This is a genomic window from Paraburkholderia sediminicola (genome assembly GCF_046030555.1).
GTDB lineage: Bacteria > Pseudomonadota > Gammaproteobacteria > Burkholderiales > Burkholderiaceae > Paraburkholderia > Paraburkholderia sediminicola_E.
Genome location: NZ_JAQQCH010000024.1, coordinates 1 through 21279, shown reverse-complemented (window position 1 = coordinate 21279; position 21279 = coordinate 1). Strand labels below are relative to the sequence as shown.

Sequence of the window (21279 nt, the reverse complement as noted above, 5' to 3'; positions counted from 1 at the left end):
TCACACCTTCGTTTCTTGCGCCAGGCGACCCGGCACACCGCCGATCGAACCCGCACCCATCGTGATCACCACATCGCCGTCGCGCACCACTGCTGAGAGCGCATCCGGCACTTCATCCACCGTATCGACAAACACCGGTTCGACCTTGCCCGCCACGCGCAGCGCGCGCGCCAGGGCGCGGCCGTCCGCGGCGACGATCGGCGCTTCGCCGGCCGAATAGACTTCGGTCAGCACAAGGGCGTCGACGGTCGACAACACCTTCACAAAATCTTCGAAGCAATCGCGCGTGCGCGTGAAGCGATGCGGCTGGAATGCCAGCACCAGACGCCGCCCCGGAAACGCACCGCGCGCCGCCGCCACCGTAGCCGCCATTTCAACCGGGTGATGACCGTAGTCATCGACCAGCGTGTACGCGCCGGCAGCTTTGCCTTCCGACACGACCGGCACTTCGCCGTAACGCTGGAAGCGTCGGCCCACGCCGTTGAAATCCGCCAGTGCTCGCTGGATATCGGCATCTTTCACTTCAAGTTCAGTCGCAATTGCAATTGCGGCCAAAGCGTTCTGCACGTTGTGCTCGCCCGGCAGGTTCAGGACGATGTCGATCGGCGCCGCGTCTTCGCGCATTGCCGTGAAATGCATCTTGCCGTTGCGAGCTTCTACATTGACCGCGCGCACTTGCGCGTCCGGCGCAAAGCCGTAGCGAATGATCGGCTTCGACACGAACGGCAGGATCTCCCTCACGTTCGGATCATCGACGCACAGCACCGCGATCCCATAGAACGGCAGACGGTGCGTGAATTCGATGAACGCCTGCTTGAGCCGCGCGAAGTCGTGGCCGTAGGTGTCCATGTGATCAGCGTCGATGTTCGTGATGACTTCGATCACGGGGAACAGATTCAGGAACGACGCGTCCGACTCATCCGCTTCAGCGACGATGAAGTCACCCGTACCCAGACGCGCATTCGCGCCCGCGCTGATGAGACGGCCGCCAATCACAAACGTCGGATCCAGCCCGCCCGCCGCCAGCACGCTCGCCACCAGCGACGTGGTTGTGGTCTTGCCATGCGTGCCCGCAATCGCGATGCCCTGCTTCAGGCGCATCAGTTCCGCGAGCATCACCGCGCGCGGCACAATCGGAATGCGGCGATGACGTGCGGCCAGCACTTCCGGGTTGTCGCTGCGCACCGCTGTGGAAACGACCACGGCGTTCGCGCCTTCGATGTTCTCCGCCGCGTGACCGATCGCGATCCGCGCGCCGAGCGCGGCAAGGCGATCGGTGATCGCGTTGCTCGTGAGATCCGAGCCGCTCACCTGATAGCCGAGGTTGACCAGCACCTCAGCGATGCCGCTCATGCCGACACCGCCGATGCCGACAAAGTGAATATGTTTGACGATGTGTTTCATTGCTTTCCTTCTGGGCTCGCGCCCGAAATCGAACCCGCCACAGTCGCGCAAATCTGCGCGACCTGTTCCGTGGCGTCGGGTTTCGCGAGCGAGCGCGAACGCTCTGCCATTTCCGCGAGGGTCTCTCGCGTCTGGCTGCGCAACCAGTCGGCGAGCATCTCCGCCGACAGATCGCGTTGCTGCACGACCAGCGCCGCGCCGTTATCGGCGAGGAACGCTGCATTAGTGGTTTGGTGATCGTCTACTGCAAATGGGAACGGCACAAAAAACGCCGCCACCCCGACTGCTGAAATCTCCGACACGGTCATCGCACCCGAGCGGCAGATCACCAGATCCGCATTCGCGTACGCGCTCGTCATGTCGTCGATGAAGGGTACGAGTTCTACATCGGCACCGGCTTGCAGACCCGCTGCCGCGTAGTTCTCACGCAGCGCTTCAATATGCTTCGCGCCCGCCTGATGCACGATGCGCGGACGTTCATTCGGCGCCAACAGCGCAACCGCGCGCGGCACCACTTCATTCAACGCCGCCGCGCCGAGACTACCGCCCACCACCAGCACATTCAGTGGACCGCTGCGCTCTGCGTAGCGTGCTTTGGGTGCAATTGCGCGCGCAAGTTCCGCGCGAATCGGGTTTCCGGTCCATTCGCCGTGCGGCAGTGCATTCGGAAATGCCACCAGCACGCGTTTGGCGACTTTCGCAAGCACCTTGTTCGCGAGACCCGCGATCGAATTCTGTTCATGCAGCACCAGCGGGCGGCCGCTCAACGCAGTCATCAATCCCGCAGGAAACGTGATGTACCCCCCCATACCGAGCACGACGTCCGGCTTCACGCGACGCAACACGCTCAGACTCTGCGAACAGGCGCGCAGCAGATTCAGCGGCAACATCAGCTTGGTCTTCAGGCCTTTACCGCGCAGTCCGCCAAAGCGTACGTATTCCATCGGGATGCCGTGTTTCGGCACCAGCGTCGCTTCCATGCCCGCGGGATTGCCGAGCCATACGACCTTCCAGCCCCACGCCTGCATCAGGTGCGCGACCGCGAGCCCCGGGAACACATGTCCCCCGGTGCCACCGGCCATCACCATCAGCGTGCGTTGCGGCACAGCGGTCATACTTTGCCCCCACGCATCAGCAAGAAAAAGAACTCGTTTTGGCTCCGGCCGCTTCGCTTAACTTCGCGCGCTTTGCGCACGAAGTTAGCCTCCGCCGAAATCGTGTGCTGCTGCGTGGGGGTCATACCTTCCCCCCACGCATCAGCACACGATTTTCATAATCGACACGCATCAGCACGGCTATCGCGACGCAGTTCAGCAAGATGCCCGAACCGCCGTAGCTAACGAGCGGCAACGTGAGGCCCTTGGTCGGCAGCAGGCCAAGGTTCACGCCCATATTGATAAAGGTCTGCGCGCCGAACCAGATGCCGATGCCCTTCGCCACCAGCCCGGCGAACGTGCGATCGAGCGCGAGCGCCTGGCGGCCGATCTCAAACGAGCGGCGCACAATCCAGTAGAACATCAGGATCACAACGAGCACGCCGACAAAACCGAGCTCCTCGCCGATCACCGCGAGGATGAAGTCGGTATGCGCTTCCGGCAGATAGTTGAGCTTCTCGACACTGCCGCCCAAGCCCACGCCAAACCACTCGCCGCGCCCGAAAGCGATCAACGAGTGCGTCAATTGATAAGCCTTGCCCTGCGCGTAACGGTCGTCCCACGGATCGAGGTAAGCGAAAATCCGCTCACGACGCCACGGTGACGCCCACACCAGCAAGCTGAACGTGCTGACCGCGGTGGCCACGAGGCCGCCGAACAGCTTGCCGTTCACGCCGCCGAGGAACAGCACGCCCATCGCGATCGCGGCGATCACCATGAACGCGCCCATGTCCGGCTCGAGCAGCAGCAACGCGCCGACGAGACCCACTGCAACCGCCATCGGCAGAAAGCCCTTGGCGAAGCTGTGCATGTATTCCTGTTTGCGCACCGTGTAGTTGGCCGCGTAAATCGTCACGGCGAGCTTCATGATTTCCGACGGCTGCATGTTCGTGATGCCAAGCGGAATCCAGCGACGCGCGCCGTTCACGCCCTTACCGACGTGCGGGATCAACACGATCACCAGCGCCGCCAGCGAAATCAGGAAGAGCTTTGGCGCGTACTTATCCCACGTCGAGATCGGGATGCGAAACGACACGACGCCGATCACCGAACCCATCACCACGAAAATGAGCTGGCGCACCAGGAATGCGTAATCGCGGTACGACGCGTACTTCGGCGAATCAGGCATCGCGATCGACGCCGAATACACCATCACGACGCCGAGGCCAAGCAGCGCCACGACCACCCACAGCAGCGAATGGTCATAGTCGAGCATTCGCGAGCGCAGCGGACGCACGCCGTTCACGGCGCTCGCCAGACCACTGCCGCCGGTGCGGCTGGTGGTGCGGCCCGCGCTACCTGTATCACCATTGCCGGCACGGGAGCCGGCAAGGCGCGAACCGAAGCGTTCCGACCAGCTCATATCATCGTCCCCCGTTCCGCCGCGATGTCTTCCACCGTGCTGCGAAACACCGCAGCACGATGTGCGTAACCCTTGAACATGTCGAAGCTCGCGCAAGCCGGCGACAGCAGCACGACGTCCCCCGGTTGCGCCAATGCGGTGGCGGCCCGCGTCGCTTCTTCGAGCGTCGCGTGGTCGGTCATCGCGATGCCGCTGTCTTCCAGCGCGGCGCGAATTTGCGGTGCGTCACGGCCGATCAGCATCACAGCCCGGCACCAGCGCATCACGGGCGTGGCGAGCGGTTCGAAATCCTGACCCTTGCCGTCGCCGCCGACGATCAGCACCGCGCGTTGCGCGAGTCCGTCGAGCGCGGCAACCGTCGCGCCGACGTTGGTGCCCTTGCTGTCGTCGACATAGTCGACACCTTCGATCGACGCGATCAATTCCACGCGATGCGGCTCACCATGGTATTCACGCAAGCCGTGCAGGAGCGGCGCGCCAGGCAGACCGACCGCACGCGCCAGCGCATACGCCGCCAACGCGTTCGCAGCGTTGTGCAAGCCGCGAATGCGCAGCGCGTCCGCCGGCATCAGGCGTTTGAGTGCGATGTTCTTCGGTGCCGTCACTTCGTTCTTGCGACGACGCGTCGGCGCAGGCTCGTCGCTGGCGTCGCGATCGTGTGCTTCCACCAGCCAGACCATGCCGTTGTCGCGCAGCAAACCGTAGTCGCCGTCGTTCTTCGGCTCGGTCACGCCAAACGTGATCATCGCCACTTCGCTGCCCTCGGAAGGAGCCAGCGCCATCACACGCGAGTCGTCGCGATTCAGCACGCGCACGGTTTGTGTGCCGAAGATGCGACCCTTCGCGGCGGCGTACGCATCAAGGCCGCCATGCCAATCCAGGTGATCCTGGGTGATGTTCAAAACGACTGCGGCATCCGGCGTAAACGTATGCGCGGTTTCCAGCTGGAAGCTCGACAGTTCCAGCACCCATACGTCAGGCAACGCGGTGTTGTCGATAGCTTCGCTGAGCTTGTCCAGCGCAGCCGGGCTGATATTGCCCGCCACCGCGACTTTCTTGCCCGCGCGTTCGCACAGCAGGCCGGTCAGGCTCGTTGTCGTGGTCTTGCCGTTGGTGCCGGTGATCGCGATCACCTTCGGCGCATAGCCGCTCTCGCCAAGCGTCTTCAACGCTTGCGCGAAGAATTCGAGTTCGCCCCACACGGGGATGTCCTGCTCACGCGCCGCCGAGATCAGCGGCAGCAAGTCGGCGGCGAGCGGCGACAAACCCGGGCTGATCGCCACGATCTCGACACCTTCGAGCAGTACCGGCGAAAACGGGCCGCCGACGAACTCGGCATCGACACCGTGCGCTTCCATAGCGGACAGGTTCGGCGGCACCTCGCGCGTATCGGCCACACGCAGCCGACAGCCGTGCCGCGCGCACCAGCGCGCCATCGCGAGACCGGATTCACCGAGTCCCAGCACGAGCACCATCGGCTTTTGCCGATCCCGAAACTTCTCGCCAAACATCGCCTGCTTCCCCTAAATACGACTTAACGCAACTTGAGCGTGGACAAACCGAACAGGCACAACATCAACGTGATGATCCAGAAACGCACCACCACCTGCGTTTCCTTCCAGCCCGACAATTCAAAATGGTGATGCAGCGGCGCCATCTTGAAGAGACGCCGCCCTTCTCCGAAGCGGCGCTTGGTGAACTTGAACCACGTAACCTGCAGCATCACGGAGAGGGTCTCCGCGACGAAAATGCCGCCCATGATGAAGAGCACGATTTCCTGACGCACGATCACCGCGACCGTACCGAGCGCGCCACCCAGCGCCAATGCGCCGACGTCGCCCATGAACATCTGCGCCGGGTGCGTGTTGAACCAGAGGAACGCGAGCCCCGCTCCCCCCATCGCCGAACAGAAGATCAGCAACTCGCCCGCACCGGCGATATGCGGAAACAACAGGTACTTCGAATAGACCGAACTCCCCATCACATAAGCGAACACGCCGAGCGACGCGCCGACCAGCACGACCGGCATGATCACGAGGCCGTCGAGACCGTCGGTGAGATTCACCGCGTTGCTCGAACCGACGATCACCAGATACGTCAGCACGATGAAGCCCCACACGCCGAGTGGATAGCTGATCGATTTAACGAACGGCAGCATCAGGTCGGCGCGCGCCGGCAAGCCCATCGACAAGCCGCTGCGCACCCAAGCCATGAACAGATCGAATACGCGTACGTTGCTCGCTTCGGAAACGCTGAACGCGAGATACACCGCCGCGAACAGGCCGATCACCGACTGCCAGAAATACTTTTCACGCGACGACATCCCGCGCGGGTCCTTGTAGACCACCTTGCGGTAATCGTCGACCCAGCCGATCACACCGAAACCAAACGTGACGAGCATCACGATCCAGATGAAACGGTTGGTCAGATCGGCCCACAACAACGTCGACACAGCAATGCCGAGCAGAATCAGCACGCCGCCCATCGTCGGCGTACCGGATTTGACGAGGTGCGTTTGCGGACCGTCTTTACGAACGGCCTGACCGACCTTCATCGCGGTCAGCTTGCGGATCACCGCCGGGCCGCAGACGAGCCCAATCAGCAGCGCGGTAATGGTGGCCATCACCGCACGGAAAGTCAGATAACTGAACACGCGCAAGAAGCTTGCGTCATTCTGCAGCCATTGCGCCAGCGCCAGTAGCATGCTTCGGTCCTTCTATTTCAATGTGCAGCAGGCGTACTGCCCGCTGCGTTGGGTTGTGGACTCGTTACGGCGTCCACCACGCGCTCCATTTGCATGAAGCGCGAGCCTTTCACGAGAAGCGTTGCAGCAGGGCCGAAACCCGCCTGCTGCAATTGCGCGACCAGCGTGCCGACATCGGCGACGTGATGCGCGCCCGTGCCGTACGCGGTGCAGGCGTCGCGCGAAGCGTCGCCCATGGCGTACAGCGCGTCGATGCCGCGTTCTTTGGCGTAGGCACCGATTTCGCGGTGAAACGCCGGGCCGTTGTCACCGACTTCGCCCATGTCGCCCATCACCAGCACGCGCGGCGATTCGCGCGATGCGAGCACGTCGATCGCCGCGCGCATCGAGTCGGGATTCGCGTTGTAGGTGTCGTCGATCACGGTTGCGCCAGCGAGCGTGCCGAGCGCGGCGTGCTTCACCTGCAAGCGGCCCTTCACTGCACCGAACGATTCGAGACCGCGCTTGATCGCGTCGAGCGGCACACCTGCGGCGAGCGCCGCTGAAGTCGCGGCCAACGCGTTGTGCGCGTTGTGGTTGCCGAGCACTTGCAGTGTCACGTCGACGTGGCCTTCCGGCGTGTCGATGCTCAGTTCATTGCCCGCGAACGTGCCGGTTACTGCGGCTTCGGTCACGCGCCCAGCGGTGTTCAAAGCGAAGTCGACGATGCGGTTGCCCGTTGCCGCGACGCGCCAGATGCTCGCGTAGGCGTCGTCGGCCGGGAACACGGCGACACCTTCCGGCGTGAGCGCGTGAATCACGCTCGCATGCTCGAGCGCGACGGCTTCGACCGTCGCCATGAACTCCTGATGCTCGCGCTGTGCGTTGTTCACCACCGCGACCGTCGGCTCGGCGATCTTCGCGAGCAACGAGGTTTCACCCGGGTGGTTCATGCCGAGTTCGACCACCGCCAGTTGATGCGCGGCGTGCAGACGGAACAGCGTGAGCGGCAGGCCGATATCGTTGTTGAAATTGCCCGCAGTCAAGAGACGTGCGTCTGCGCCGACCGCAGCGGCGAAAATCGACGCGATCATTTCCTTCACCGTCGTCTTGCCGTTGCTGCCCGTCACGGCGACGAGCGGCATGCTGAACTTGCGACGCCAGCCGCGTGCGAGTGCGCCGAGCGCGACACGCGTATCGGCCACACGCAACGCGGGCACGTGCCAGTCGCCCGGCGTGCGCGTCACCAGCGCTGCCGTGACGTTGCGCGACGCGATTTCCGGCAAAAAGTCGTGCGCGTCGAAACGGTCGCCCTTGATCGCGACGAACAGGTCGCCCGGACCGGCGCTACGGCTATCGGTCGACACACGTTCAAACGTGACGCTGTCGTCACCCAGCACGGTTGCGCCGGGGATCAGCGCGGCGGCTTCACGCAGCGAGAACATTTTCATTCGCCACCCCCGCGTGCGTGCGTCGCCCGCGCGGCGAGCGCAAGGCGAGCATGGTCCTGATCGGAGAAAGCGCGCTTCTTACCCATGATTTCCTGTGTTGCCTCATGCCCTTTTCCGGCCAGCACGACGACGTCTTCGCGTGCGGCGGTGCGGATCGCCTGCAGGATCGCGCTCGCGCGGTCCTCAATGCGCCGCGCCTTCGACGCGTCTTTCATGCCTGCGGCGATCTGCTCGATGATCGACTGCGGATCTTCGCTGCGCGGGTTGTCGCTTGTCACGACCACACCGTCGGCAATCTTCTCGGCGATCGCGCCCATCAGCGGACGCTTGGTCGCGTCGCGGTCGCCTCCGCAGCCAAACATGCAGATCAGTTCGCCGCCTCGTGCAGCCGCCATCGGACGCAGGGCTTCGAGTGTCTTTTCGAGCGCGTCCGGCGTGTGCGCGTAATCGATGACGACGAGCGGCTCGTCGTTTTGCAAGCGGCCACCGAGACGTTGCATGCGGCCGTTTACCGGCTCGAGCTTCGCGAGTTCGGCGAGCGCCGCGTCGAACGGCACGTCGGCAGCGAGCAATGCGCCGAGTACGCCGAGCAGATTGCTGACGTTGAATGCACCGAGCGTTTGCACTTCGACTTCGGCGTTGCCCCAGTCTGATGTGGTCAGATGAAACGCGGTGCCAGTCGCGGTTGCGCGCACATTCGAAGCGAGCAATAAGGCATCGGCTTGCGGCGCGCCTTTCAGCGTTTCGTCGAGTCCATACGCAATCGTGCGAGCGTGGCCTTGCGTGCTGGCAAGCAGACGGCGACCAGCGGCATCGTCACGATTGATTACCGCCACGCGCAATTCCGGCCAGGCGAACAGCCGCGCCTTCGCGGCTTCATAGGCTTCGAACGTGCCGTGATAGTCGAGATGGTCCTGGGTGAGATTCGTGAACACGGCGATGTCGAACGCCGTGCCGTTCACGCGGCCCTGATGCAACGCGTGCGACGACACTTCCATCGCCACCGCCTGAGCACCCGCATCGCGCAACTGCGCGAGACTGCGTTGCAGTTGCGGCGCGTCAGGCGTCGTGAAACCGGTGTGTACGAGTTGACCCGGCAGACCTGTGCCGAGCGTGCCGATGATCGCGCAACGTTTGCCGAGCGCGGTTAGCGCCGCGGAAATCCACTGGCTACACGAAGTCTTGCCGTTGGTGCCGGTGATGCCGACCGCCAGCATGCCGTCGCTCGGATCGTTATACCAGGCGCTCGCAATCGACCCGGCGAGTTCGTTCAACGCGGGCACAGCCAGCGTCGTGGACGGATCGATCGCGTCGCTAAAGCCTTCGGGCTGGACGAGCACGGCTGCAGCGCCACGCTCGATCGCGCTGTTAATAAACGAGCGGTTGTCCGCACCGTCGACCGCGTAGGCGAAGAACGCGTCCCCGGCAGCGATCGAACGCGTGTCGGCGTGCAGATGCGCGCCTGGCTGCACGCGAGCGTGCAGCCAGTTGAGTGCAGCGGCGATCTGCCGGTGCGCTGGGTGTTTCTTACGCAGCGCGCTCATCGCACAACTCCGGGATGGCTTCTCGCGTTGGCGGAGATCGTCATCTTCTTCGCGCCACTGCTGGTGGACAGTTTCTTGACCACTGCGGGCGAGGGTGGTGCGTTCGGTGCGGCAGGCGCCGAATCGTCCGACACGACCATCTGTTTGACTGGCATATCCGGCGGCACATTCAGCGAGCGCAGCGTATCGCCGGCGATCGCCGAGAACACCGGCCCTGACACCTGACCGCCGAAGTGGCTGCCCGCCGTCGGTTCGTCGACCGACACGGCGACGACGATGCGCGGATTCGGCATCGGCGCCATGCCGACGAACGACGCGCGGTACTTGGAGTGGTCGTAACCGTGAGCGCCGTGCTTGTATGCGGTACCGCTCTTGCCGCCGACGCGATAGCCCGGCACAGCCGCGTCCGGCGACGTGCCACCCGGCGCCGTGACGGTTTCGAGCATGGCGCGCACTTCGCGAGCGGTGGTGGGCGCGAAAATTTGCGGCCCCGTTGCAGGCTGATCGCCAGGCGTACGGAAAATCGACACCGGCATGATCTCGCCGTCATGCGCGATCGCGGTGTATGCACGGCCCAACTGGAACAGCGACACCGACAGGCCGTAGCCGTACGACATGGTCGCCTGCTCGATACGGCGCCAGCTCTTCCATGGACGCAAGCGGCCCGCCGCCGCGCCCGGGAAGCCGACCTTCGGCGCCTGGCCGAGACCGATGCTGGTGTACATATTCCACATCTCTTCGGGCTTGAGCTGCATGGCGATCTTCGTCGCGCCGATGTTGCTCGACTTCTGGATCACGCCACCCACCGTCAGCACGCCGAACGCGCTGTCGTCGGTAATCGGCGCACCGTCGAGCACAAAGCGGCCCGGCCCCGTATCTACCAGTGTAGTCGGCGTCACGCGGTGCAGGTCGAGCGCGAGCGACACCGTGAACGGCTTCATGATCGAACCCGGTTCGAAGGTGTCCGTGAGAATGCGGTTGCGCAGCTGATCGCCCGTGAGGTGCGAACGGTCGTTCGGGTTGTACGTCGGGTAGTTAACTAGCGCCAGCACCTCGCCGGTCCGCACGTCGATCACCATCGCCGCGCCAGCCTTCGCCTTGAATTTCTCGACGGCCGCTTTCAGGTTCGTATAAGCGATGTACTGGATCTTGCTGTCGATCGAGAGATCGACGTCCTGGCCGTTGTGCGGCACGACTTGCTCGTCCACATCTTCGATGATGTGGCCCATGCGGTCTTTAATGACGCGGCGGCTGCCCGACACGCCGGCCAGCAACTTCTGGTCGCCGAGTTCGACGCCTTCCTGGCCTTCGTCTTCCACATTGGTGAAGCCGATCAGGTGAGCCGTGATCTCGCCTTCCGGATAGAAGCGCTTGTACTCGTCGCGCGCATAAATGCCGGGGATGTCCAGCGCGGTGACTTTCGTGGCGACGTCGACCGGCACCTGGCGCTTCACGTAGACGAAGTTCTTGTCTTCGGAGAGCTTGGTGCGCAACTCCTTGTTCGTCATGCCGAGCAGCTTGCCGAGCTGATTCAGTTTGTCGGCGCCCAAGTCGTCCGGCACCGAGTCGGGAATCGCCCAAATGGCGCGCACCGGCAGACTTGTGGCGAGCACAAGGCCGTTGCGGTCGAGAATCTTGCCGCGCGTGGCCGGCAGCTCGAGGCGGCGCTGGTAACGGATTTCACCCTGTTTCTGATAGAAGGCGTTGCCGGGGCCCTGAATCCAGAAGGCGCGCGCGGTCAGCGCGACAAACGCCATAAACAGCATGAACACGACGAGTTTCGAGCGCCACATGGGCAAACGCACCGACAGGATCGGGTTCGCCGAAAAGGCGACGCTTTTGCGAGTCGACGATTTTTTCATCGCACGCCTCCGCGACCGGTCGCAGCTGGCGCCGAGGCCGGGCCGGAAGTCGGGATCGGCGCGTCCTCAGCCTTGGCGGCGCCCGGGTCGAGCGTCAGGTACTGCGTACGGCCAGTCGTGACCGCCTGCATCTTCAGGGAATCAGTGGCGATCTGCTCAATCCGCGAAGTCTTCGACAACGCGCTCTGCTGATATTGAAGCTGTGAATAATCCTGCTGCAACTGACGCTCCTGAGACTGAGCGCGCTGCAACTGGATAAAGATCTGACGCTGCTGATTAGTTGCGTTGACGACAGACAAAGCGCAGCCCATCACGATCATCAGCAGGAAGATATTGACGCGATTCATGGTGCAATCCGCTCCGCCACACGCATCACGGCAGAACGGGCACGCGGGTTCGCGGCGACTTCAGCGTCGCTGGCGAACACGCGGCCAATGATTTTGAGCGGAGGGCTCGGCAGATCGACTGCACGAATCGGCAGACGGCGATCCACAGTAGGCGTACTGGCGTGCGCCTGCATGAATCGCTTGACGATCCGGTCCTCGAGCGAATGAAAGCTGATGACCACCAGCCGCCCCCCTTGCTCCAACAGCGACAACGCTGCTTCTAAAACGACTTGCAGCTCCGCAAGCTCTTGATTGATGTGAATCCGTATAGCTTGAAAGGTGCGGGTTGCCGGATCCTTGCCCTTCTCACGGGTTTTGACGACGTTAGCCACGATTTGGGCAAGCTCGCCCGTGCTGACGAGAGGCCCAAGACGGTCGGACTCTGCCCGGCGAGCAACAAGCGCCTTTGCAATCTGAAAAGCAAACCGTTCTTCCCCATAATCTCGTATCACCTCCGTCAGTTCCTGCACCGTGGCCCGCGCCAGCCAGTCAGCAGCGGACTCGCCGCGCGTCGGGTCCATCCGCATATCGAGCGGGCCGTCGGCGCGGAAACTGAAACCCCGCTCCGGATCGTCGACTTGCGGCGACGACACGCCCAGATCCAATAAAACGCCCGACACCCGCCCTACTCCGCGCTCCGCAATCGCGTCACGCAGTGAAGCAAAACTCTCGTGCACGATGCCAAAGCGCGGATCGGTAATCTGTTGCGCCGTGGCGATGGCGAGCGGGTCTTTGTCGAACGCAATCAGGCGCCCCGATTCACCCAGCTTCTCCAGCACCAGCCGGCTATGACCGCCGCGCCCGAACGTACCGTCCACATAAACGCCGTCCGCGCGCGTAACCAGCGCTTCGACCGCCTCTTCCAGCAGCACCGTGCGATGCTGCAATTCGTTTCTCATCGCAGGTGCCATATATGTAGTCCGCGATCAGAACGTGAAATTCTTTAACGCTTCGGGCATGCCCTCAGCGATCGCTGCCTGTTCCTTTGCTGCGTAAATTTGTGCGTCCCACAACTCAAAGTGACGACCCATGCCCAGCAACGTCACCTCTTTCTCCAGCGAGCCGGCCGCGCGCAATTCCGGCGACACGAGCACGCGGCCCGCACCGTCCATATCGACGTCCATGGCATTGCCGAGAAAAATGCGCTTCCACCAGGCCGCGTTCATAGGCAGCTTGTCGACCTTGTCGCGGAAGATCTCCCACTCCGGGCGCGGAAAGAGCAACAGGCAGCCGTCAGGGTGCTTGGTGATCGTCACCCGGCCCTCTGCCTGTGTTTGCAGCGCATCCCGATAGCGAGAGGGAATCGACATCCGCCCTTTCGCATCGAGCGTCAGCGCCGACGCCCCTTGGAACACTTCATTCTCCCTTGCGGCGTTTTTGCGCCGGCTGCCCGATTCGTGAAAATCTACCCGAAACCGCCTGTGAGATCACACAAAAATACACTTTCTCACACTGTCTCCCACTTTAGAGTAACGCTAAACAGGGGTCAAGGGAGATACGCGCTTTTCGAGCGAATTTTGTTTGTTAGAACAAGGACTTAGCGCGACTCCTTCACATCAGACATAAAACGGAAAACCGTTATAAATGAATGAGCTAGTGAAACTTGTGAAGGTGATACGTGAAAAGTGCGAGGGAAAGGTGCGGAATGTAAGAGATCGTGAAGCGGGATTGGAAGATGTTTGCTGGCGTTCCGGGTATTTCGGGCGGACGGCGCGCGAAGCGCCGTCCCACTCTCAGACAGTGCGTGAGCAGACGTCTCGAACTTATATGTAATAGGCGGTACGTGTCATGACTTTCGATACTGCCCGCATGAACGCGCGCGCAGGAAACGGCAACTCGACGCCACCTGCGTCCATGGCGGATTTCCCGTGCTCCGCTTCGTCCACGCGCATCTGTTCGACGATCGCACGCGACTCGCGGTCGGCCGCGGGTAACTGATCCAGATGGCTATCCAGATGCTGTTCGACCTGACGTTCGGTTTCGGCCATAAAGCCCAGACTCACCCGATCACCCAGGCGACCTGCCGCGAGGCCAATTGCCAACGCACCTGTATACCAAAGCGGGTTCAACAGACTTGGACGCGAATCGAGCGCCTCGAGCCGTTTGGCGGTCCACGCCAGATGATCCTCTTCTTCCATGGCAGCGTGATTAAACACGGCTCGCAAAGACGGCGACCTGGTAGCGAGTTTCTGAGCCTGATAAAGCGCCTGGGCGCACACCTCGCCGACATGGTTCACACGCATCAAGCCGGCCGCATGCGCGCGTTCCGCCGGGGAGAGCTCGGCAGGCTCCGCCGCCGATTCTTGCGGAACTGGCAACGGACGACTCATCCGCGACACGCCAGTCATTGAGCGTAAACCCCGATCAAACTCGCTAATTAACTCGTCCAGAAACATTCAGCACTCCCTGATTCGACAACCGCCCTGCCGCGCCGGCAGGTCCGCGTGGCAAGGCTTTGCAGGGCAAAACCGGTGTTCCGCGAACCGCGAATTCGGGCGAACCCAGCGGCCAATTCTGGATTTTAGACCATGTTGCGTAAACGAAACAGGAACCGTCCTGGCCATCTCCTTTTTCTTTGTGGCATGTATGCCTTTTGTTACATTACGTGCAACTTCTCGCGAAGTTGGACCTGCAAGGCCTCAACGCTACATAAATATTCGCCTTGTACAAAAGATTCGTAATCCTTGGAGATCATTCGATGAAAAAGTCGCTTCTCGCTCTCGCAGCACTGGGCGCATTCGCAGGCGTCGCACATGCACAGAGCAGCGTGACCCTGTACGGTATCATTGACGAAGGCTTCAACATCAACACCAACTCGGGTGGCAAGCACCTGTACAACCTGTCCAGCGGCGTTCTGCAAGGCTCGCGTTTCGGCCTGCGCGGCACGGAAGATCTGGGCGGCGGTCTGAAGGCAATCTTCGTGTTGGAAAACGGCTTTGACGTGAACAACGGCAAGCTGGGTCAAGGCGGCCTGATGTTCGGTCGTCAAGCTTACGTCGGTCTGTCGAGCCAACTCGGCACGGTCACGCTGGGTCGTCAGTACGACTCCGTCGTCGACTACGTCGGTCCGCTGGAAGCCGGTGACCAATGGGGTGGCTACATCGCTGCTCACCCGGGTGACATCGACAACTTCAACAACGCGTACCGCACCAACAACACGGTCAAGTACACGAGCGCAAACTACGGCGGCCTGACGTTCGGCGGCACGTACAGCTTCGGCGGCGTTGCTGGCAACGTCACGTCGAACCAGATCTGGTCGTTGGGCGCTGGCTACAACAACGGTCCGTTGGTCTTGGGCGTCGGCTACTTGAACGCGCGCACCCCGTCGGCATCGGGTGGCCTGTTCAACAACGGCGGCACGACGACGGCAGCGAACGCAGCTGTGACGTCGCCGGTGTACGCTGGCTTCGCATCGGCTAACACTTACCAGGTGATCGGTGCAGGCGGCGCATACACGTTCGGCGCAGCAACGATCGGTGCAACGTACTCGAACATCCGTTTCGGCAACCTGGGCGCTTCGTTCACGTCGCCGTTCAAGGGTCAGACGGCTACGTTCAACAACGCCGAACTCAACTTCAAGTATCAGTTGACCCCGGCATTGCTGGTCGGCGCAGCGTATGACTACACGCGCGGCGCGGAAATCAACGGCGCATCGCGTGCTCAGTACCACCAAGGCTCGGTTGGCGTGGACTACTTCCTGTCCAAGCGTACCGACGTGTACGTGATTGGCGTGTACCAACACGCTCTGGGCGAAACGCTGAATGCAGCGGGCGCTACGGTCGACGCAACGGCCGGCATCAACGGCCTGACGGGTTCGTCGAACCAGAACCAACTCGCAGCTCGCGTCGGCATTCGCCACAAGTTCTAATAAGTCGTAATAAAGCAGTCTGCCTCAAAGGCGCCTTCGGGCGCCTTTTTTTATGGCTGCGCGCGGCGCGCACGTCGACCGGTTAGCGTGCGGCGGCCAAAGAGCAAGGCCCGGAAGACTTTCATCTGCCGGGCCTTGCTCTGTCTCTCCTGCAATGCGTTACTTCTGGTCGACTTTGGTCTGGACGATGGACTTGATACGCGTGATGCGCCTATGCCCGGCCGTCGCGCAACTCGCGACGCAGAATCTTGCCGACATTGCTCTTGGGCAACTCAGTCCGGAATTCGACGATCTTCGGCCGCTTGTAGCCAGTCAACTGCGTTTTGCAGTAGGTGAAGATGTCCGCATCAGTAAGCGCCTGATCCTTTTTCACGACAAACAGCTTTACCGCTTCGCCCGAATGCTGATCCGGCACGCCGACCGCGGCGACTTCGAACACCCCTGGCATCTTGGCGACTACGTCTTCGATTTCGTTCGGATACACGTTGAAACCGGAGACCAGAATCATGTCCTTCTTCCGGTCCACGATCTTAACGAAGCCGTTTTCGTTCATTAAACCGACGTCGCCTGATTTGAAGAAGCCATCCGGTGTCATAACCTTGGCCGTTTCGTCCGGACGGTTCCAGTAACCCGCCATCACCTGCGGGCCGCGGATGCAGATTTCTCCCGGCTGGCCGAGCGGCACCTCGTTGCCTTCATCGTCGCGAATCGAGATTTCCGTCGACGGCAGCGGCAACCCGATCGTGCCGCTATATTCCGTGACGGTGACCGGATTGCAGGTGACGCACGGTGATGTCTCCGACAGACCATAGCCCTCAATGATCGGCGTATGCGTATGCTCGAACCAGCGCTTGGCGACGGCTTCCTGCACAGCCATACCGCCGCCATTTGCTGCGATCAGCTTCGAAAAATCGAGTTTGTGGAAGTCAGGGCTGTTCAGCAGCGCGTTGTACAGCGTGTTGACGGCGGGAATCGTCGTGATCGGATAGCCTTCCAGTGCCTTGATCATGCCGGGGATGTCGCGCGGATTTGGAATCAGCACGCCGAGGCCGCCAGTACGGATCGTCAGAAGCCCGCAAACCGTCAGCGCAAAGACGTGATAAAGCGGCAACGCGACAACCGTGATGAACTGATCGATGTCCGTGCGGTTAGCGCGAACCGGATCGAGCCAGATTTCCGACTGCAGCACATTGGCGATCAGGTTCCGATGCAGGAGCGTCGCGCCCTTGGCCACGCCGGTCGTGCCGCCCGTGTACTGTAGAAACGCGACGTCGTCGGGACCTTGCTGAACCGGTTTGAAACTCTGGCGGCCACCCTCGGCGACTGCGGTGTTGAACTTGACGTGGCCCGGTAGACTCCACGCCGGCACCATCTTCTTCACTCGACGCACGACGAAGTTCACCAGCGCGCCCTTCACACCCATCAGATCGCCCATTGCGGCGACGACGACGTGCTTGACCGCCGTATTGCGCACGATCGCCTGCAGCGTGACAGCGAAGTTTTCGAGCAGGATGATCGCTTCCGCGCCGCTGTCCTTGAGCTGATGCTCGAGCTCGCGCGGAGTGTAAAGCGGGTTCACATTCACGACCACGTAGCCCGCGCGCAAGATCGCGGCAATCGCCACTGGATATTGCAGCACGTTCGGCATCATGATTGCGATGCGCGCGCCGCGGGCAAGGCCCTGCGACTGAAACCAAGCGGCCAGCTTGCGCGACAGCACGTCAAGCTCGCCGTAGCTGATCTCCTTACCCATACAGACGAACGCCGGTTTGGCGCGGTAGTCGCGGAAGGCTTCTTCGAGCAGTTCGGCGACGGACGTATAGCGGGTCGGGTCGATCTCTGCGGGAACGCCGGGCGGATAAGATTTCAGCCAGATTTTGTCCATGCAGCGTCTCCTCCTTTATTTTCGAATGGTCGTGCTAAAAACGCATCGTAGCATGGGCACCCCTTTGCTATTCGCGAAAAGCGGCTGGGTTAGACTGCAGCCTCGAACCCGTTGAGAGCCATAGCAGCGAGATTTTTGAGCAGGTTTTCAGGCGCGTTCGACTTCGACTAGGCAGTCGTAGAACGTGGCCGATCCGCCCAGATCGGTGAGTGCCTGGCTGGTGACCTGGTTGGCATTGCAGCCGTCGGGCGCGAGTTTTTTCCACCAGATCGACAAGCCGACCACGAGCCCTTGACGTGCCTTGTCGGTAACACGGGCTCGCGCGTGCATCGCGCCGCGATCGTTGAATATGCGCACTTGATTGCCGTCGGCAATGTTTCGCTGCCGCGCGTCGGTCGGGTGAATGTCCAGGTGCGGCTCGCCTTCCGTCGAGCGCAGACTTTCAACGTTGACGAAGGTACTGTTCAGGAAGTTGCGGGCCGGCGGCGAGATCATTGCAAGCGGGTAGCGGGCGGCAAGCGCAGGCGCACCATCTGCGGATTCGTAAGGCGGCAGATAATCCGGCAACGGATCGAGCCCCTGCTGCGCAAGGCGCTCGCTAAAGAACTCGCATTTCCCGGACGGCGTGCGAAAGCCACCCTCAGCGAATGGCGCGTCAGGCAGGTTCAGCTTTGCCCAGCCGGTTTCCCTTAACGAATCCCAGCTGACTCCTTGCAGCGTTGCGTCGTTCCAGCGGAATGCCGACTGTGCGATAGCGTCGTCGCTATCGTAAAGCGCCGGCTCCTGAAGACCCATGTGACGCGCGAGACCGCGAAATATCTCCGTGTTCGGGCGTGCATCGCCGACCGGCGCGATCGCCGGCAAGTTGACCATCACGTGCGTGTGTCCGTACGACTTGTGCACGTCGAGGTGCTCGAGTTGTGTTGTGGCAGGCAAAAGAAGATCGGCGTAGTCCGCTGTGTCAGTCTGAAAGTGCTCGAGCACGATCGTGAACAGATCCTCTCGTGCAAAACCTGCAGCGACCCGCTCCGAATCCGGCGCGACCGCCACTGGATTCGAGTTATAGACGATGATCGCTTCGACTTTCGGGCCGAACATGGCGTCGCCCGGGTGCAGTAAGGCGTCGCCGATTGCGTTCATATTGATGACGCGCGACGCCTTCGCCGGCCAGCCCGGCATCAGGTCCGGGCGCTGCAACGCGTGCGAATCTACCGGTGCCCATCCACCCGACGACAGCAACACACCCCCGGCCCGCTCGCGCCATGCGCCGGTCAGCGAAGGCAGACAGGCAATTGCGCGCACGGCGTTGCCGCCGCCACGCACCCGTTGCAGACCATAGTTCATCCGGATCGCGGCCTTTTTCGTGCTGCCATAAAGGCGCGCGAGATCGATGATCACCTGCTCATCGACATCGCAAATTTGTGCGGCACGTGACGGCGGATAGCTGAGCGCGCGGGCCTTGAGTTCAGCGAAGCCCAGCGTATAGGCCGTGATGTAGGCGTCATCGAGCAGATTTTCCGTCACCAGGACATTGATCATGCCGAGCGCTAAAGCACCGTCGGTTCCGGGTTTCAGTGCGATGTGCTGGTGGCATTTTTCCGCCGTCAGTGACCGGTACGGATCGATGGCGATCAACCGTGCACCGCGACGCTTCGCTTCCTGGACGCGCGTCCAGAAGTGCAGGTTGGACGCGATGGGATTCGAGCCCCAGATCAGAATGACCTCGCTCTCGGCAAAAAACTCGGTGAGCATGCCGAGGCTGGCGCCGTAGGTGTATTTCAGCCCCGCCGCACCGGCGGCAGCACAAATCGTGCGATCTAACTGCGATGCGCCGAGTTTGTGAAAGAACCGCTGCGCAATACTCTCGCCCTGAACCAGACCCATCGTGCCCGCGTAGCTGTACGGCATGATGGCTTCTGGCGCTCGGTCCGCGATCTCCGAGAGACGCGCTGCAGCTAGCTCGTACGCCTCATCCCAACTGATCGGCTCAAAACGGCCTTCGCCTTTGCGGCCGACGCGCTTCATCGGTGTCGTCAATCGATGCGGATGATGAACCCGCTCGGCATAGCGACTGACTTTGGTACATAGCGCACCTTGAGTCGGAGGATGGTCGGGATCTCCGACGACTTTGATCGCGCGTCCGTTTTCCACGGTCACACGCATCGCGCAGGTATCAGGGCAATCGTGCGGGCACACCGCGCGGGCAAATTCAGTCGGAGCATTCATCGGCGATCCGTCCAGGAGAGCGATAAGCGGTGAGGCGATCCCGGATTTTATTACGTTCATTGCCCGTTGACCTGCGCGATCCCGCCAAAAACGCCTTCGGCGTAGAATCGGTTATCAACGTGCCCGGGCGATATGGCCCCGAGCGATTCCACGCAAAGCAAAGCACAAGCGCACCATCATGAAACTGATCCCCGAAATCCAGGCCGCCCACGGCGAAATTCAGACCCTCCGCCGAACGATTCATGCACACCCTGAGCTGCGTTACGAAGAGACCGCCACAGCGGATCTGGTTGCCAGGACACTTGAGTCCTGGGGCATCGAAACTCATCGCGGATTAGGCAAAACGGGCGTAGTCGGAATATTGAAGCGCGGCAACGGATCACGCTCGATCGGACTGCGCGCCGACATGGATGCGCTGCCGATCCAGGAGCTAAACAGCTTCGACCATCGCTCGCAGAACAACGGCAAAATGCACGCTTGCGGCCATGACGGACATACCGCGATGCTGCTCGGCGCGGCGCGACATCTGGTCAAGCACGGCGAATTTGATGGCACGATCGTGTTCATCTTTCAACCTGCAGAAGAAGGCGGTGCCGGCGCGCAGGCAATGATCGACGATGGCCTGTTCACGAAATTTCCCGTCGATGCGGTTTTCGGGATTCACAACTGGCCGGGCATGCCGGCGGGCCACTTCGGTGTGACCGAAGGCCCGATCATGGCGTCCAGCAACGAATTTCGCATTGAAATCAAAGGCGTGGGTTCGCACGCCGCACTGCCGCACAATGGTCGCGACCCCGTGTTTACGGCGGTGCAGATCGCGAACGGGTTGCAGAGCATCATCACGCGAAACAAGAAGCCGCTCGATACCGCAGTGCTTTCCGTCACCCAGATCCACGCCGGCGATGCCCTCAATGTCGTCCCGGACGATGCATGGATTGCTGGTACCGTGAGGACTTTTACCACCGAAACGCTTGATCTGATCGAAGCGCGCATGCGCAAGATCGCCGAAAGTACGGCCGAGGCTTACGACTGCACTGTGGATATCCACTTCCACCGTAACTATCCGCCGACCATCAACAGTAGCGAAGAGGCCCGCTTTGCTGCGACGGTCATGAAGGAAATAGTGGGTGCGGAAAATGTCGATGACGCGGTCGAGCCGACAATGGGTGCCGAGGATTTTTCGTTCATGCTGCTGGCCAAGCCGGGCTGTTATGCATTTCTCGGCAACGGCGACGGTGGGCACCGGGACTCAGGACATGGTGCCGGGCCCTGCATGCTACATAACGCGAGCTATGACTTCAACGATGAGCTTTTGCCGATCGGCTCAACGTATTGGGTGCGGCTGGCGCAACGATTCCTCGCACAAGAAAAATAAGACGATTGGGTGGAGCTGGTCGACGGCTTGTACGTTGGGCACCGTCACGCGTGTTGATGTGTGACGCGCTGTGAGGTC

General features: G+C 61.6%; 16 protein-coding genes. 2 read left to right on the top strand and 14 right to left on the bottom strand.

The window, feature by feature from the left end; translation table 11 throughout:
- From murC to coq7, 12 genes are all read right to left on the bottom strand, one after another.
- Positions 1-1404, bottom strand: a complete 1404-nt coding sequence (gene murC / locus PQQ52_RS27560; protein WP_408218456.1) for a UDP-N-acetylmuramate--L-alanine ligase — start codon at positions 1402-1404, stop codon at positions 1-3.
- Positions 1401-2519 (bottom strand): undecaprenyldiphospho-muramoylpentapeptide beta-N-acetylglucosaminyltransferase, encoded by a 1119-nt coding sequence (gene murG, locus PQQ52_RS27555; protein WP_408218453.1) that lies wholly within the window; start codon positions 2517-2519, stop codon positions 1401-1403. The genes murC and murG overlap by 4 nt, the downstream gene beginning before the upstream one ends.
- A 121-nt stretch (positions 2520-2640) precedes the next feature.
- On the bottom strand, positions 2641-3921 hold the full coding sequence (gene ftsW / locus PQQ52_RS27550) for a putative lipid II flippase FtsW (RefSeq protein ID WP_408218451.1): 1281 nt from the start codon (positions 3919-3921) through the stop codon (positions 2641-2643).
- The gene (gene murD, locus PQQ52_RS27545) at positions 3918-5432 is read right to left on the bottom strand and encodes a UDP-N-acetylmuramoyl-L-alanine--D-glutamate ligase (RefSeq protein ID WP_408218448.1); all 1515 of its coding nucleotides are present in this window, start codon (positions 5430-5432) and stop codon (positions 3918-3920) included. The genes ftsW and murD overlap by 4 nt, the downstream gene beginning before the upstream one ends.
- A gap of 23 nt (positions 5433-5455) precedes the next feature.
- Positions 5456-6625, bottom strand: a complete 1170-nt coding sequence (gene mraY, locus PQQ52_RS27540) for a phospho-N-acetylmuramoyl-pentapeptide-transferase (RefSeq protein ID WP_408218445.1) — start codon at positions 6623-6625, stop codon at positions 5456-5458.
- A gap of 17 nt (positions 6626-6642) precedes the next feature.
- The gene (locus PQQ52_RS27535) at positions 6643-8055 is read right to left on the bottom strand and encodes a UDP-N-acetylmuramoyl-tripeptide--D-alanyl-D-alanine ligase (RefSeq protein WP_408218443.1); all 1413 of its coding nucleotides are present in this window, start codon (positions 8053-8055) and stop codon (positions 6643-6645) included.
- Positions 8052-9599, bottom strand: a complete 1548-nt coding sequence (locus PQQ52_RS27530) for a UDP-N-acetylmuramoyl-L-alanyl-D-glutamate--2,6-diaminopimelate ligase (RefSeq protein ID WP_408218440.1) — start codon at positions 9597-9599, stop codon at positions 8052-8054. The genes PQQ52_RS27535 and PQQ52_RS27530 overlap by 4 nt, the downstream gene beginning before the upstream one ends.
- Positions 9596-11461: a peptidoglycan D,D-transpeptidase FtsI family protein gene (locus PQQ52_RS27525; protein ID WP_408218438.1), complete on the bottom strand. Its 1866-nt coding sequence runs from the start codon at positions 11459-11461 to the stop codon at positions 9596-9598. The genes PQQ52_RS27530 and PQQ52_RS27525 overlap by 4 nt, the downstream gene beginning before the upstream one ends.
- Positions 11458-11808 carry a cell division protein FtsL gene (ftsL, locus tag PQQ52_RS27520; protein WP_408218435.1) on the bottom strand — a complete coding sequence of 117 codons (351 nt, stop codon included), beginning with the start codon at positions 11806-11808 and terminating at the stop codon, positions 11458-11460. The genes PQQ52_RS27525 and ftsL overlap by 4 nt, the downstream gene beginning before the upstream one ends.
- On the bottom strand, positions 11805-12758 hold the full coding sequence (gene rsmH, locus PQQ52_RS27515) for a 16S rRNA (cytosine(1402)-N(4))-methyltransferase RsmH (RefSeq protein ID WP_408218432.1): 954 nt from the start codon (positions 12756-12758) through the stop codon (positions 11805-11807). The genes ftsL and rsmH overlap by 4 nt, the downstream gene beginning before the upstream one ends.
- A 15-nt stretch (positions 12759-12773) precedes the next feature.
- Positions 12774-13202 (bottom strand): division/cell wall cluster transcriptional repressor MraZ, encoded by a 429-nt coding sequence (gene mraZ / locus PQQ52_RS27510; protein ID WP_006053203.1) that lies wholly within the window; start codon positions 13200-13202, stop codon positions 12774-12776.
- A gap of 408 nt (positions 13203-13610) precedes the next feature.
- Entirely contained in the window at positions 13611-14243 is a 633-nt protein-coding gene (gene coq7 / locus PQQ52_RS27505) for a 2-polyprenyl-3-methyl-6-methoxy-1,4-benzoquinone monooxygenase (protein ID WP_408218429.1), read from the bottom strand.
- 302 nt (positions 14244-14545) lie between these two features.
- Here coq7 and PQQ52_RS27500 point away from each other — a divergent pair, with 302 nt between their 5' ends.
- Entirely contained in the window at positions 14546-15715 is a 1170-nt protein-coding gene (locus tag PQQ52_RS27500; RefSeq protein WP_408218427.1) for a porin, read from the top strand.
- Between the two features lie 211 nt (positions 15716-15926).
- On the opposite strand, the gene PQQ52_RS27495 is transcribed toward PQQ52_RS27500, so the two are convergent.
- Positions 15927-17600: a long-chain fatty acid--CoA ligase gene (locus tag PQQ52_RS27495; RefSeq protein WP_408218425.1), complete on the bottom strand. Its 1674-nt coding sequence runs from the start codon at positions 17598-17600 to the stop codon at positions 15927-15929.
- Positions 17601-17747: 147 nt separating this feature from the next.
- A complete protein-coding gene (locus tag PQQ52_RS27490) occupies positions 17748-19826 on the bottom strand; it encodes a molybdopterin-containing oxidoreductase family protein (protein WP_408218423.1) in 2079 nt (692 codons plus the stop codon).
- A gap of 178 nt (positions 19827-20004) precedes the next feature.
- On the opposite strand from PQQ52_RS27490, the gene PQQ52_RS27485 reads away from it, so the two are divergent.
- Positions 20005-21201: a M20 aminoacylase family protein gene (locus tag PQQ52_RS27485; protein WP_408218420.1), complete on the top strand. Its 1197-nt coding sequence runs from the start codon at positions 20005-20007 to the stop codon at positions 21199-21201.
- Positions 21202-21279: the final 78 nt, after the last annotated feature.